The organism is Dellaglioa sp. CoH-56-MRSF-12, assembly GCF_056782075.1.
This window is the reverse complement of sequence record NZ_JBXAYD010000002.1, coordinates 81394-95540: the sequence shown is the minus strand read 5'-3', so window position 1 is coordinate 95540 and position 14147 is coordinate 81394. Positions and strand designations below refer to the sequence as shown.

10 protein-coding genes, 2 pseudogenes and 1 riboswitch are annotated in these 14147 nt (G+C 32.5%); of the genes and pseudogenes, 2 read left to right on the top strand and 10 right to left on the bottom strand.

Annotated features, from left to right (window positions below; translation table 11 throughout):
* Positions 1-27 precede the first annotated feature (27 nt).
* From AC1RPY_RS02260 to AC1RPY_RS02235, 6 genes are all read right to left on the bottom strand, one after another.
* Positions 28-612, bottom strand: a complete 585-nt coding sequence (locus tag AC1RPY_RS02260) for an ECF transporter S component (RefSeq protein WP_409022504.1) — start codon at positions 610-612, stop codon at positions 28-30.
* A 117-nt stretch (positions 613-729) separates the two neighbouring features.
* Positions 730-854: riboswitch (FMN riboswitch) on the bottom strand.
* 51 nt (positions 855-905) lie between these two features.
* Positions 906-1637 (bottom strand): pseudouridine synthase, encoded by a 732-nt coding sequence (locus AC1RPY_RS02255; protein WP_409022503.1) that lies wholly within the window; start codon positions 1635-1637, stop codon positions 906-908.
* A 1-nt stretch (position 1638) separates the two neighbouring features.
* Positions 1639-2220, bottom strand: a complete 582-nt coding sequence (scpB, locus tag AC1RPY_RS02250; protein WP_481761348.1) for an SMC-Scp complex subunit ScpB — start codon at positions 2218-2220, stop codon at positions 1639-1641.
* Between the two features lie 25 nt (positions 2221-2245).
* Positions 2246-2998 (bottom strand): segregation and condensation protein A, encoded by a 753-nt coding sequence (locus tag AC1RPY_RS02245; protein WP_481761349.1) that lies wholly within the window; start codon positions 2996-2998, stop codon positions 2246-2248.
* Positions 2982-3350, bottom strand: coding sequence for an N-acetyltransferase (locus tag AC1RPY_RS02240; RefSeq protein ID WP_481761350.1), 369 nt, complete (start codon positions 3348-3350; stop codon positions 2982-2984). The genes AC1RPY_RS02245 and AC1RPY_RS02240 overlap by 17 nt, the downstream gene beginning before the upstream one ends.
* Before the next feature lie 163 nt (positions 3351-3513).
* Positions 3514-4428 (bottom strand): CvfB family protein, encoded by a 915-nt coding sequence (locus tag AC1RPY_RS02235; protein WP_481761351.1) that lies wholly within the window; start codon positions 4426-4428, stop codon positions 3514-3516.
* Positions 4429-4735: 307 nt separating this feature from the next.
* Here AC1RPY_RS02235 and AC1RPY_RS02230 point away from each other — a divergent pair.
* Positions 4736-6280 (top strand): annotated as a pseudogene (locus tag AC1RPY_RS02230) (IS1182 family transposase); the annotation flags it as partial.
* Positions 6281-6568: 288 nt separating this feature from the next.
* On the opposite strand, the pseudogene pyk reads toward AC1RPY_RS02230, so the two are convergent.
* From pyk to dnaE, 3 genes and pseudogenes are all read right to left on the bottom strand, one after another.
* Positions 6569-7987: pseudogene (gene pyk, locus AC1RPY_RS02225) on the bottom strand (pyruvate kinase); the annotation flags it as partial.
* A gap of 59 nt (positions 7988-8046) precedes the next feature.
* Positions 8047-9015, bottom strand: a complete 969-nt coding sequence (gene pfkA, locus AC1RPY_RS02220) for a 6-phosphofructokinase (RefSeq protein ID WP_481761352.1) — start codon at positions 9013-9015, stop codon at positions 8047-8049.
* Positions 9016-9126: 111 nt separating this feature from the next.
* Positions 9127-12447: a DNA polymerase III subunit alpha gene (dnaE, locus tag AC1RPY_RS02215; RefSeq protein WP_481761353.1), complete on the bottom strand. Its 3321-nt coding sequence runs from the start codon at positions 12445-12447 to the stop codon at positions 9127-9129.
* Between the two features lie 132 nt (positions 12448-12579).
* Here dnaE and AC1RPY_RS02210 point away from each other — a divergent pair, with 132 nt between their 5' ends.
* Positions 12580-12768, top strand: coding sequence for a YjzD family protein (locus AC1RPY_RS02210; protein WP_409022496.1), 189 nt, complete (start codon positions 12580-12582; stop codon positions 12766-12768).
* A gap of 120 nt (positions 12769-12888) precedes the next feature.
* Here AC1RPY_RS02210 and pepT read toward each other — a convergent pair whose 3' ends face one another.
* On the bottom strand, positions 12889-14139 hold the full coding sequence (gene pepT / locus AC1RPY_RS02205; RefSeq protein WP_481761354.1) for a peptidase T: 1251 nt from the start codon (positions 14137-14139) through the stop codon (positions 12889-12891).
* Positions 14140-14147 lie beyond the last annotated feature (8 nt).

The window sequence follows — 14147 nt, the reverse complement described above, 5'->3', positions numbered from 1 at the left end:
CTTAAGAATTCTCCCTCATTAATTATACTATAGTTGTTTATATTTTTTATTATTTAACTGAACCCAACCATACATTCTCTGATATAAAAGACTAAATAACCCAACGACCAGAATTCCTTTTATAATATTAAAAGGAACAATACCAACAATAACGTACTTGGATACTGACATTCCGATATTCATACCGATAACATTCAAGTACACTGGTAGAATTACAAAATAATTTGCAATAGATAATACAGCAGTTAGTACAAAGGTACTCACTAAAACTGCCAAAATACTCTTTCCAAGTGTTGGCTTAAGGTTTCCTTTACCTTTGAGAAGATAATATGCTGGAAATGATACCGCCATTGATGCTAAGAAATTACTTCCAACACCTATCAAGCTGGCAATATCTGTTCCAGTTGAAACTAGATACAGCAATGAACGAACGACGGCAACCATCACACCGCTCATTGGTCCCAAAATAAAAAATCCAATTAAAATTGGTAAATCACTAAAATCAATTTTTAAATACGGAAAAATTACTGGGAAAGATAAAAACATTAATACGTATGAGATTGCAGCTAAGAACGCTGTAATCACAACTTTATAAACTGGTGACCGATTCATACTAGAAAACCTCCTGGAAGGCCATCTTCAATGAAGAACCTTTCAAGTAAATAAAAATGAACGCCATTAATCACTAAAGATTAACAGAGTTCATTTGAAATTACTTACTCAAATAAGCCCTATCTTCTTTATCCAGACTTTAACTGTCGGTACTGGAATTACACCAGTCCAGCCACATATACAATGTGGGTCGCGGACTATAACCGCCGGTCGGGAATTACACCCTGCCCCTGAAGACGAACCAAATATTTTATTACGCTACAAAATATAACATAGGATAAAATAAGTTACAATTATTTACGCTCGGCGATACTTTTCAATGCATGAACTTCTTCTTCAGATAACTCACGGTATTGACTCGAAGTTAATCCATATAAATCTAAGAATCCATAAGTTTCACGTTTTAATTTTTCCACTGGATGTCCGACCTCTGCCAACATATTTTTAACTTGATGATTTCGGCCTTCATGAATTGTTAATGAAACAATTGCTTTTTGCTTATTTTTATCTGCTGAAATAATTTTTGAATGAGCAGGAGCCGTTTTCTTACCATCAATTACAATTCCTTGACGTAACGTTTTTAAATCATCATTAGATGGAATACCATTCACTTTAGCGACGTAAGTTTTGTCAATCTTATACTTTGGATGAGTCATTTTGTTGGCTAACTCACCATCATTTGTCATTAATAATAATCCAGAAGTATCATAATCTAATCGACCGACTGGATAAATTCTTTCCCTTACACCTGGAAAATAATCCGTAACAACCTTACGATCTTTATTATCCTTAACAGCCGAAATAACTCCTCTTGGTTTGTAGAATAAATAATAGACTAATGGTTCTTCATTTAAACGAATACCATCAACTTCAATTTTATCTTCACTTGTGACCTTAATACCCAACTCACTTGCAACCTTACCATTCACCTTAACATGACCTTCTGAAATCATTTTTTCGGATTGTCTTCGTGACGCAACACCTGATTGCGCCATAACTTTTTGTAATCTTTCTGCCTCTGCCATATTATTCCTCATTTTCTTGTAATTTTTCGTTAAAATTATTTAAAAAAAGTTTACCTATTTCTCCATCAAAATCTTGATTTTCACTAATCACTGGAAGTTCTTTTAGTTCAGTTAATCCAAAATAATTTAAAAATTGCGTCGTTGTTACATATATAATAGGTCTTCCTGGTACATCAAGACGTCCATTTTCACGAATTAGATCTAAAGCAATCAATTTTTGCAGTGATCCTGAACTTTGAACTCCTCGGATATCATCAATTACAAGTCGTGTCACTGGTTGTTTATAAGCAATGATAGCTAGCGTTTCCAGTGCTGCATTAGAAAGTCTTCTTGAATTAGGATTTTCAAAATAATCTTTAATTAAATCTGCTAATTTCTCTTTTGTTACTAATTGATAACAATCATTATATTGAATTAGCTCCAAGCTAGAATTTATATCATTTTTATACTTTAATGATAATTTTTCAAGTTGTTCTTTAACTGCTGATTTCAATAATCCAGTTAATCTAGATAATTCTGCTAGAGATATTCCTTGATCCCCACTCACAAATAAAAGTCCTTCAATATTTGCTAAATGACTCACCTTCGTACCTCCTTAATACAATAATCTATGGTTCAATTTTTAAAATCTGAATCATTTCATGGCTATTTGCTTGTTTCAATTTAATTTGGTTTAATTTTGAAAGTTCTAATATTGCCAGAAAAGTAACAACAATTTCATCAACCGTTGTTGTTATTTCAAAAAAATCACTAAATATTAAACTCTTATTTGAATTTAGAATGATTTTTTTTATTTCTGATATTTTATCAGAGAGTGATGCTAGTTGCACATTAATTTTTTTCTCAATTGGTTGATGATTTATTTGCTTTATTAAAACTCTTTTAAAAGCATTCTCAAGTGTTTCTAAATCCAGGCCAGGTATATCAAGTTGAGGTTTATCAAATCTATTTTTAGGAATACTACTTTGTTCCTTAGAAAAATAATTCGCACGTTTATTTTCCCTGACGCTCAACTCTCCAGCCGCCTCTTTAAAAATTTGATATTCAATTAATTGTTCGACTAGACTTGCCCTTGGATCAGTTTGAGTTTCCTCTACATTGGAAAATTCTGCCGGTAATAACATTTGACTCTTAATTTTCATCAACGTTGAAGCCATCACTAAATATTGACCAATCACATCTAATGACATATTCGTAGTATCTTTAATAATAGTTAAATATTGCTCTGTTATTTCTGAAATTTGAATATCATAAATATCCATCTCAGAATCTTTGATTAAATGCAGTAACAAATCAAGTGGTCCTTCAAAAGAGGTTAATTTTAATGTTACCTGACTAATAGATTTAAATTTTTGACTCATTTTTTTGCATTTCCCATTTTTCAATTAATTTTGTAGTATCAATTGTACCCATGATTTTTTTATCAGGATATAGCGATAATACAGCGTTCAGAATCAAAAAACTAACTTTTTTATGTCTTTCATCTGGACTCAATGATATTGCCCGAACTACGACAACGTTGCCATCATTTTCAATACCAACTATACCAGTAAAATTACCTGCCTCATTTTTCCAAAGATACAAATCTCGATTTTCTGTATCTTGATAACCTTTAATTGCTAAATTAATTCTAGTAACATCCTTCAAGTCAGGTATAAATGACAACAAGCCCATCGCAATTTTTTCATAATCATTCTTATACTTAATAAGCATTATTGTTCTCCTCTACACGCACGGCATTCATGAGACAATTCATATATTTAAAAATAACTAATATACTTGTTTGTTACCGATATATTAATTTAACGTTGAACTAATAAATTATATTTTCAAATAATTTTATTTATTATCTCTTACCTACTAAAATAGTTTTCTATTAATCATCTGTTTCGTTAATTAATTCATCATTATTAGTTTCAAATTCCTCAGGCATTTTTATTAAAATAAGATTACCATCTTCTTGTTTAACATAACGCTCTTTTAGCAGATGTCCAACAGCTCTCTTAAATTGACCTTTGCTGATACCAAAATATTCTTTAATGTCTTCTGGATTACTTTTATCAGTAAAAGGTAATGTTTTTTCATCATTATGACTTAATGCAGCAATCAACATTGCTGCATCATCACTAATTGCTTCATAGGCACGTGGTTTGATAGATAGATTAATTGTACCGTCAGTTCTAATTCCAATTACACGTCCTTCTAATACTTGACCTAATCTAGGTTCATTAAATCTTTCAGATGGATGGATAAATCCAAGATAATCATCATCAGTAATTACAAAAGTTCCAATCATTTTTAAGCGAATAACTGTAAATTTCATATTTTTATTTTTTAATGAGTCATCAGGTTTCTTAGCAATTGATCGAAACATTTCTTCGTCCGCAACATCACCCCAAATACGATCTTTGGCATCAATTTTAAGTCCAACCATTAATCGATCACCAGCTTTTGGCCAAAGTGATTTCATTTCTGGTAAATCATCTAGTGAAACTGCTACATCTTTGTCTGGTAAACCAATGTCAACGAAGACACCTAAATCTCTTCTAACTTTTACAACGTCTCCGAATGCATATTGATCAATGCCAGCTCTAGGAATTATTGTTGATAAACTCAAATCATGATCTTCGTTCTCATACACAAAGCCTGTAACCATCGAACCGTTCGCTAATTGACTGTTTTTTTCATCTTTCAATAAATGCATTGTTATACTATCTTTTTGTACTAAAAATTCTGTATCATTCTCATCAGTTACCATTGCGGTAACAACTTGTCCCATTATTGAACTCATTTATTTCTCCCATTCAAAAAAATATTATTTTATATTTCTTTATTCATATTTTAAAATTACATACTCACATTTTACCTGATATTAGGCTTAATAGCCAATTGAATAGAAATATTGTGTAATAAAAAAGGGGCTGTGACATAAGTCTCTTCAATATGATATTAAACAAGTCTCCCGAAATCTTTTTTGATTTCGGGAGACTTGTTTCTTTTTACTACTTTTTAATATATTATCTAATTAGAAAAATAAAAAGGAACACTGGCCTTCGACCCCCAATGCTCCTTAATTTAATCCTCGAAAGGACTTAAAAATGCAAAATTATTATAACATAAATCAGACTTGTTTAGCCATCTCAACTGACTATATACCAGAAAAGAATAACACTGCGTGTTATATCAATACGCTAATCGAAAAATTAGAAATAAAAGAACCTTATCTTTTTGGTCGCCCCCGTGAATATAATCTTTCAGCTTTATTGAAGTTATATCTTTTTGCTATAACTCGAGGTGTTTTTAGTAGTCGTCGGGTCGCCTTACTAGCACAAGAAAATTTATCGGCACGTTGGTTAACACAAGAGCAAATGCCATCTTACCGAACTATTGTCCGATTTAGAACGTCGAATGAATTAACTGATTTAATTGATCGCAGTTTAGATACCTTAGTCGAATATTTACGACAACAAAATATGATTAGTGATGCCATCTTTATTGATGGTACTAAGGTTTTGGCTAATGCTAATAAATATAGTTTTATTTGGAAAAAGAATACAATACGTTTTGATCAAATGAATCGCGAAGCGATTTTAGAGCTACTAGTTGAATTAAAAACAGCGCATGCTGCTTGTAAAGTCCCAGAAGGCTCCAATCTAACACTAGAAATGATTGAAGAAGTTATCGATCGACTTGATCAGAAATTAGTAGCATTAGACCAGGAAGTTTCAAGAACTAAGAAGATAAGTCCCAATCCAGCTAAAAGAATTCGAAGAACCCTAAAATCTAAGAAGAATCAATTAACTAAACGCCAACATAAATTAAGTGAACATGAAGCACAAATGAAAATATACGGTACTCGAAATAGCTATTCTAAAACTGATCATGATGCAACTTTTATGCGTATTAAAGAAGATCCAATGTTAAATGGTCAACTTAAGCCAGCTTATAACTTACAAATTGCGACCAGTAACCAATTTATTTTGGGCTACCAATTATTTCAAAATCCAACAGATACTAGAACACTTCAACCGTTTCTTAAAACGTTAAGTACTCATAATAAATTAGATAAATACATTGTTGCCGATGCCGGATATGGATCAGAATCAAACTATCGTTTCATTGAAGATGAATTACCAAATCAAACTGCTATAATTCCTTACGGTACCATGATTAGAGAACAAAGCAAAAAATGGCGAACTGATGATAGAAAAGTTATGAACTGGGATTATCATGAAAATAATGATTACTATATTGATCCGCACGGCGTGCGATTTAACTTTAAAGCGTATCGGAAAAGAACCGATAAATATGGAATAGTTCGTGAATTTAAAGAATATCAAGCAGAGTTACTAGATGAGAATCAGATAATTATTCCTGCGGCTAAAACACTTAGAGGTGCACGTCGTAAGATTCAAGTTAACGGATCTTGGGAATATTTTAAGGCACAACAATGTGAACGACTTTCTGAACCAGAAACGGGTCAAATTTACGCGCACCGTAAAATTGATGTAGAATCCGTTTTTGGTCGAATGAAGGCCTCTTTGCCGTTCAATCAATTTCTATTGCGAGGGATTGAGAAGGTTAAAAAGGAAGCAGGTTTGATAGTAATGGCATTAAATATCCAAAAATTAGCCAGTTTAGGAGGTAAATAATACTTCTGTTTTCTATATTTTTTTAAATAAAAAGAAATAAGGCTCCAGAAATCAAAAAATGATTTCCGGAGCCTTATTTTGAACTTTATTGAAGGGACTTATGTCACAGCCCCTTTTCCAATTTTAAAATATTCAAGTAAGGATTGATACAACCTGATCAATATTATCTTAATTAGTCAATTATATTCATGATTAACCCAATAACATTTTTCGTCACCAATGTCTTACCGATATACTAACTTAGGTTCATCATGTACTTGAACCTTAATATAATTAGTCTACTAATTGAACTTTCAAACTGTTTGTTGTTCCTTTTTCACCAACTGGAAGACCAGCAGTGATTAAGATAAGGTCACCTTTTTTAGCGAAACCTAATTCTTTAGCTTTTTCAGTTGCTAAACTAAACAATGCATCTGTTGATGCTGGTTTTTCAGCAATGATTGGGTGAACACCCCAGTTAACTGATAAACCATGACGAGTTTGTTCGTCAAAAGTAATAGCTAAAATATCTGAGTCAGGACGGTATTTAGAAATCATACGTGCTGTTTGACCAGATTTTGTAGCAGCGATGATAGTTTTAATACCTAAGCTATCAGCTGTTTCAGCAACAGCACGACCAATAGTTTCAGTAACATCATTTTTGTCAAATTCATTTAATGCAAATGAGCTATGTGCACGCAATGCATTTTCAGATTTTTCATCAATACGAGCCATTGTTGCAACTGATTCTACAGGGTAGTCACCATTAGCACTTTCACCTGAAAGCATTGTTGCATCTGTTCCATCAAATACGGCATTAGCAACATCAGATGCTTCAGCACGTGTAGGACGTGGGTTTTCTTGCATTGAATCAAGCATTTGAGTAGCAGTAATAACTGGTTTGCCCAAAGCGTTACATTTTTTGATTAAGTCTTTTTGAACTAAAGGAACATTTTCAGCAGGAATTTCAACACCCATATCGCCACGGGCAATCATTAATCCTTCAGAAACTTCCATAATAGCATCAATATTATCGATACCTTCTTGTGATTCAATCTTAGGGAAGATTTGAACATGTTCCATTCCTTTTTCTTCAAGTAAAGCGCGGATATCTAAAACATCAGCTGGTTTACGTACAAAACTTGCAGCAATGAAATCAATGTTTTGATCTAAACCAAAACGAATATCGTCTGAATCTTTTTCAGTAATACCAGGTAAGTTAATTGATACACCAGGAGCGTTAACACCTTTACGTGAACCTAAACGACCAGAATTCATAACAGTTGTTACTAATTCGTTAGCAGCTGTATCAATTTCATCAATTCTCATATCGATAAGACCATCATCAAACAATACGTGGCCTCCAACATGAACATCTTCAATTAAACCTGGGTAAGTAACAGCAATCTTTTCTTTTGTTCCTTCAAGTGAATCATCCATTGAAATACGAACAATATCATTAATTTCAAAGTTGATTTTACCTTCTTTTTGAACAGTAGTACGGATTTCTGCACCTTTAGTATCAAGCATGATACCAACCATTTTACCAGTAATTTTTTCTGCTTCATGAACTAATGTCATACGACCTAAATGTTCTTCATGGTCACCATGAGAAAAGTTGAAACGGAAAACATTAGCACCGGCTTCGATTAATTTAACAATTGTATCAAGATCTGAACTGGCTGGACCAAGTGTACTTACGATTTTAGTTTTTTTCATTAGATTATGATCTCCTCTTAGTTTACTTATTATTTATAAATAACAATAACAGTATTATATTATTTTGGTGTTGAAAGTCGTGTATTTAAGTCTAAAAGACTCAAATCTGTATGATGTTTATGTTCTTCAAGCGTTGCAACAATATCTTCAGCAACTAATTTGTTGTCTTTAATACCAATTGCTAATCCGCCTTTACCTTCCATAAGAAGTTGAACAGCATAATCACCAAAACGACTTGCTAAGACACGATCTTTGGCAGTTGGTACGCCACCACGTTGTGTATGGCCTAAAATAGTCACACGTGTTTCAAAATTACCATATGTGTCTAATTCAGCAGCAAATTCACTAGCTCCCATAACACCTTCAGCTAATACGATAATTCCTGAATCTTTACCATGTTCACGGTTACTGTTGAGCTTGTCTGCAATTTCTTGCATGTTATATCCTTTTTCAGGAATAACAATAACATCAGCACCACCAGCAATACCGGACCATAAAGCAATATCTCCAGCATTTCTACCCATTACTTCAACGATAAACGTACGTTGATGTGAACGAGCAGTATCGCGAATACGATCAATTGCATCAAGAGCTGTGTTAACAGCTGTATCAAATCCAACTGTGAAATCTGTATCAGGAATATCATTATCGATTGTTCCTGGAATACCAACAGCGTTAAATCCACGTTTTGTGAGTGCTAAAGCACCATGGTATGAACCATCCCCACCGATAACAACTAAAGCATCGATACCGAACTTTTTAAGTTGTTCGATACCTTTTAATTGTCCTTCAGCAGTTGCAAATTCAGGATAACGGGCTGAATATAACATTGTTCCACCGCGTTGAATAACATCATCAACGTCAGCATATTCAATTTTATGAATATCGCCAGCAACTAAACCAGCAAAACCATAATTAATACCGTATGCTTCTAATCCTTCACCAATTACACGACGTGCAACAGCACGAACTGAAGCGTTCATACCTGGCGCATCTCCACCACTTGTTAAAATACCAATGCGTTTCATTTCTTCACCTCAATAAGTAATTTAAGTACATATTTCACTCACTATATTAACACTTTTCAGAAAAGTTGTCTTGTTAAATGTGAAAATATTTTCAGTATTTTCAAGAATAAATTACTTAATGACGACATTTTCAGAACCTAATATTTTTGTAAGCGCTGTATGTGTTTCTTTGTCGTTCCTTAACCAATAAGTTCTATCTAAACTAATTTTACGATTGTCTTTTTCATAGTACAAAATAACCGGTGTTTGACCTAACCTTATTTTCATGGTTTGCATTAATTTTTCTATTTTTTCATTTGTTGTTTCTTTAGTAATCTTCAAAAACCATTTTTTTTGAGTTATTCGTTTAAAATAATCATCTGCTAATTCTATTTTTTTAACAATAATTTGTAATCCTCTATTTGTTTCAACATCCCCCGAAACGACAACGACCTTATTTTTTTCAAGTAAAGATTCTTTCTGTCGAAATAAATCAGGAAATATTGTCAAATCAATCTCACTTGTTTCATCCGAACCATTTACAAAGGCCATTTGTTGACCCTTCTTTGTTCGAATAACTTTTACTCTCGTAAGATTAACTAAAATGGTTACATGTGTCTTATCAGATATTTCCGATATTTTTTTAAAATCGCTTTGATTTAGCTGTTTCCGATACTTCTCAACCGGATGTCCCGAAAGATACGCACCTAAATATTGTGATTCTTTTTCTAATCGAACCATTAATGGAAAGTTTGATTGTCTTGCTATCTTAGGTGTTAATAATTCAAATAAATTAGTATTATTTCCACTTAAATCAATACTACTAATTAATTCTGGTAGAGCACTAATCAACTCAGCACGATTATATTCAAATTGATCAAAACACCCAGAATATATTAAAGCTGAAATATTTTCCTCATTTAAATATTTTTTATCTATCCGATGCAGGAAGGATTGGAAATCTGTGAACAATTCTTTTTTCCGTAATGTAATGATATGTTCAATAAAGTCTTTTCTAAGTCCTTTAATACTATTTAATCCAAATAAAACAATATTTTGTCTTAAACTAAAACCTACCTCGCTCATATTAATATCAGGTAATTTAATTATTACATGATATTGCTTTGCTTCCACTAAGTATTCTTTTATTTTTTGCGGATTATTACCAACGGAATTTAAAATAGCTTCAAAAAATGCAGCTGGAAAATTAGCTTTAATATAGGCTAATTGAAAAGCAATTTTACTATAGGCAACGGCATGTGAACGATTAAATCCATAATTAGCAAACTGCTCAATATAACTATAAACTGTTTTAGCTACATCTTCTTGAATTCCATTATCATATGCCCCATTGATAAACTGAGTACGCATTTCATCAATAGTCTTTTTTTTCTTTTTACTCATTGCTCGGCGTAGTAAATCAGCTTCACCAAGTGTAAAATTACCCATCTTTGATGCGACCTGCATAACCTGCTCCTGATAAACTAATACACCATAGGTTGACTCAAGAATTTGTTTTAAACTATTGTCCGGAAATGTTATTTTTTCAAGATGATGTTTTCGTGCAATAAATGTATCTATATTTTCCATCGGACCCGGCCGATATAACGCATTTACAGCTGCGATATCTTCAAAAGATGTTGGTTGTAATTTTTTTAAAACATTTTTGATACCATTAGATTCAAATTGGAAAACACCGGATGTATCACCTAATCTAAAAAGAGCTAATGTTTTTTCATCTTCTAAATTAATGAATGCTGGATTGAAGTCTGCTTGATAATTCTTTTTAACCTGTGTTACAGCTTGATCTAAAATATTTAAATTACGTAGACCTAAAATATCGATTTTTAATAAACCAACATTTTCAACTATATCTTTAGAATACTGCGTTAAAAGAATATCCTCACTTCCATTTTGTAACGGAACCACTTCTCGTAAATCAATTTGGCTCAATACGACCCCTGCTGCATGCGTAGAGTAGTGTCTTGGAATCCCTTCGATATGCTGCGCAATTGTAAAAATATTTTTATTTTTGGAACTATCATTAACTAAATTACGTAATTTTTGTGATTGTGCTAGCGCCTCTGTCAACGTAATTTTCAAAACATTTGGAATTGAATCACTCCACCCTTTCATTTCAAAAGGTGATACACCAAATACTCGACCAACATCCCTCAAAGCCTGTTTTGCTGCCATTGTGCCAAATGTAATAATTTGAGCCATGTGATAATGTCCATATTTTTGATGTAAATAATTAAGGATTAGTCCACGTTTATCATCTGGAATATCTAAATCAATATCCGGCATCTGAACACGTTTTGAATTCAAAAAACGTTCAAACAATAAATTATATTTAATTGGATCAACATCCGTAATCGTTAAAACGTAGGCTGTGATCGATCCAGCAGATGACCCTCGTCCTGGGCCAGTTATAATATTTTGCGAATGAGCATAGTTCATAATATCCCAAACGATTAAAAAGTAATCTTCAAATCCCATTTGTTGAATAACGTTTAACTCAAGTTCTAATCTTTGTTTATATTCCTTAGGTACACCATTTGGAAACCGCTCATTTAATCCAGTATTACACATACTTCTCAAATAACTATGTGCTGTTTCATTATTAGGTAATGGATACTCAGGTAGTTTGGGTTGTGAGAATGTTAATTCCAGAGACGTTTCATCTGCTAAATTTTGGGTTTCTTGAATTGCATCTGCCATTAGCAATTCTTGATATTGCTCCGTTATCTCTTTTGGATTTCTTAATGCATATTCTCCCTGAATTTGTTCATCAACTTTATTAATTAAAATCGTTTCACCAGTACTAATTGCCTTTAACACATCAATATCAAACTGATTTTCAGCATCCAAATAAGCTACTTCATCTAGCGCAATTACACGAATATCAAAATTTTGAGCTAAAGATTTAATTGATTGTGCCGTAATTTTATCCATTAAGTGAGATAGGCCAACTCGAATATTTTCTGAACCTATTAAGCTTTGATATTTGGCTAATAATTCTTTTGCATCGGATATTTGACTTTGTTCAATTAAATAACTAAATTCACTTTTTTCACTAGGTGATAATATAAATAAACCGTCTAAATAGTTAGTTAAACTACTAAAGTTTAACTTATCATCATTTAAGGTCATTTTTAAGGTCGATAATTGCATTAAATTTTGATAACCTTGTTTATCTTTTGCAATAAAGGTCAATTCATATTCATGGTTTGTTTCGATTAAACCGGAGATATCTAACGTTAGTCCGATAATTGGCTTAATTTCAGCTTTTTGACAGGCATTATAAAAATCAATTGCACCATACAATGTATTATTATCTGTTAAGGCAATTGCTTTATAGCCTTTACTTTTAGCACTTTGAACAAGATCATTAATTTTAGTGGTGCTTTGTAATAAGCTGAATGAACTTTTAACTTTTAACGGAACAAACATTTTATCCCCCTTTTCACGTATCTATTAATGTTATTATACAAAACTTTTTAACAATACCCAATAGACACTAAAAAGCTTTTGCAAAAATAATTATTTGTGCTAAAATTAGCTTTGAATGTGAGGTGCTGTTCTATGATGAAACAATTAACAATTCTCTTTTGGGGCTTCATTTTTGGTGAAGTAATTGGTTATATCGTAAGCTCACTAACTGGTACATTGTTTGCACCAGTTTTGTTAATCGGTATTATTTTTGCAGTTACCGGCTTAATTGTCGTAAATTGCCTCTACGCCATTCTCAAAGATCCTAAATCAGATAAATAAAAAAAGATAAACTAATTAGTTTATCTTTTTTTTGGCTTTATAAGACTATAAGGAAAAATTTGAGAAAGAAAGGTCTCAATATGTCCTCTAGTTTAACTCATCCACACTATTTAATAATACCTATTTTGTTTCTTCAGATACTAATTTTATAATTTCTAGAACAACATCCGTTGCTTTTTCCATTGTTTCAACTGAAACAAATTCAAATCGCGCATGCATATTTTCTGCTCCAGCAAATATATTTGGTGTTGGTAATCCCATGAATGAGATTTTTGAACCATCTGTCCCACCACGTACTGGATAGATATCCGGTTTAATTGCTAAATTTTCCATAGCTTCTTTAGCAACAGTCACAACAGTCATATCCTTCTCGATTACTTCACGCATATTGTAATATTGATCTACCATATCAATTGTCACACGTTCAGAATCAAAATCAGCATTCATTTTATCAGCAATACCCATCATATACTTTTTGCGATCTTCGAATTTTTGGCGATCATGATCACGAATAATATATACCATTTTTGCTTCATCAACTGTACCTTCTACTGAAATTAAATGGTAAAAACCTTCGCGGCCTTCAGTTTTTTCAGGTACTTCATCTTGTGGTAATAATGAGTCAAATTGATTTGCTAACTTACTTGCATTAATTAAAACACCTTTAGCAGTTGCAGGATGAACTTCCTTACCTTGAATTGAAACGACTGCTTGAGCAGCATTAAATGTTTCATATTCTAATTCACCTAATGGTCCACCATCAACAGTGTAAGCTAAATCAGCTCCAAAATCGGCTACGTCAAATTTATCAGCACCTACCCCAATTTCCTCATCAGGTCCAATACCAACTTTAATGTCACCATGCTTAATTTCAGGATGTGCAACTAAATAAGCTACAGCAGTAATAATTTCAGCTACTCCCGATTTATCATCTGATCCTAATAGTGTTGAACCATCTGTTGTAATTAATGTATTGCCTTTATAATTTTTTAAATTTGGAAATTCTTTAATAGTTAGTTTAAATTTACCATCATCGTCAAGATTAATATCAGATTCGCCATCATAATTTTCAACGAATTGGGGGTTAACACCCTCTGCTGTAAATGCAGCTGTATCCATATGTGAAATAAAACCAACCGCTTTAACGTTTTTACCAGCTTCTAAATTACTTGGTAATGTTGCTAAAACATACCCACTTTTTTTAGAAATACGTGCATCCTTTAATCCAATTTGTAAAAGTTCTTCCTTTAATTCTTTCGCAAATTCAACTTGAGTTTGCGTTGAAGGAGTTACCCCTGAATTTTCATCAGAACGAGTTTCTACTTTAACATACTTAATAAAACGTGGAATTAATTCTTCATATTTTGTCATGATAGCGT

Coding starts and splice junctions, on each gene's coding strand:
- AC1RPY_RS02240 (WP_481761350.1), bottom strand. CDS start 3,350: ATGCTTATTAAGTATAAGAATGATTATGAAAAAATTGCGATGGGCTTG.
- pfkA (WP_481761352.1), bottom strand. CDS start 9,015: ATGAAACGCATTGGTATTTTAACAAGTGGTGGAGATGCGCCAGGTATG.
- AC1RPY_RS02260 (WP_409022504.1), bottom strand. CDS start 612: ATGAATCGGTCACCAGTTTATAAAGTTGTGATTACAGCGTTCTTAGCT.
- AC1RPY_RS02235 (WP_481761351.1), bottom strand. CDS start 4,428: ATGAGTTCAATAATGGGACAAGTTGTTACCGCAATGGTAACTGATGAG.
- dnaE (WP_481761353.1), bottom strand. CDS start 12,447: ATGTTTGTTCCGTTAAAAGTTAAAAGTTCATTCAGCTTATTACAAAGC.
- pepT (WP_481761354.1), bottom strand. CDS start 14,139: ATGACAAAATATGAAGAATTAATTCCACGTTTTATTAAGTATGTTAAA.
- AC1RPY_RS02210 (WP_409022496.1), top strand. CDS start 12,580: ATGATGAAACAATTAACAATTCTCTTTTGGGGCTTCATTTTTGGTGAA.
- AC1RPY_RS02255 (WP_409022503.1), bottom strand. CDS start 1,637: ATGGCAGAGGCAGAAAGATTACAAAAAGTTATGGCGCAATCAGGTGTT.
- AC1RPY_RS02245 (WP_481761349.1), bottom strand. CDS start 2,998: ATGAGTCAAAAATTTAAATCTATTAGTCAGGTAACATTAAAATTAACC.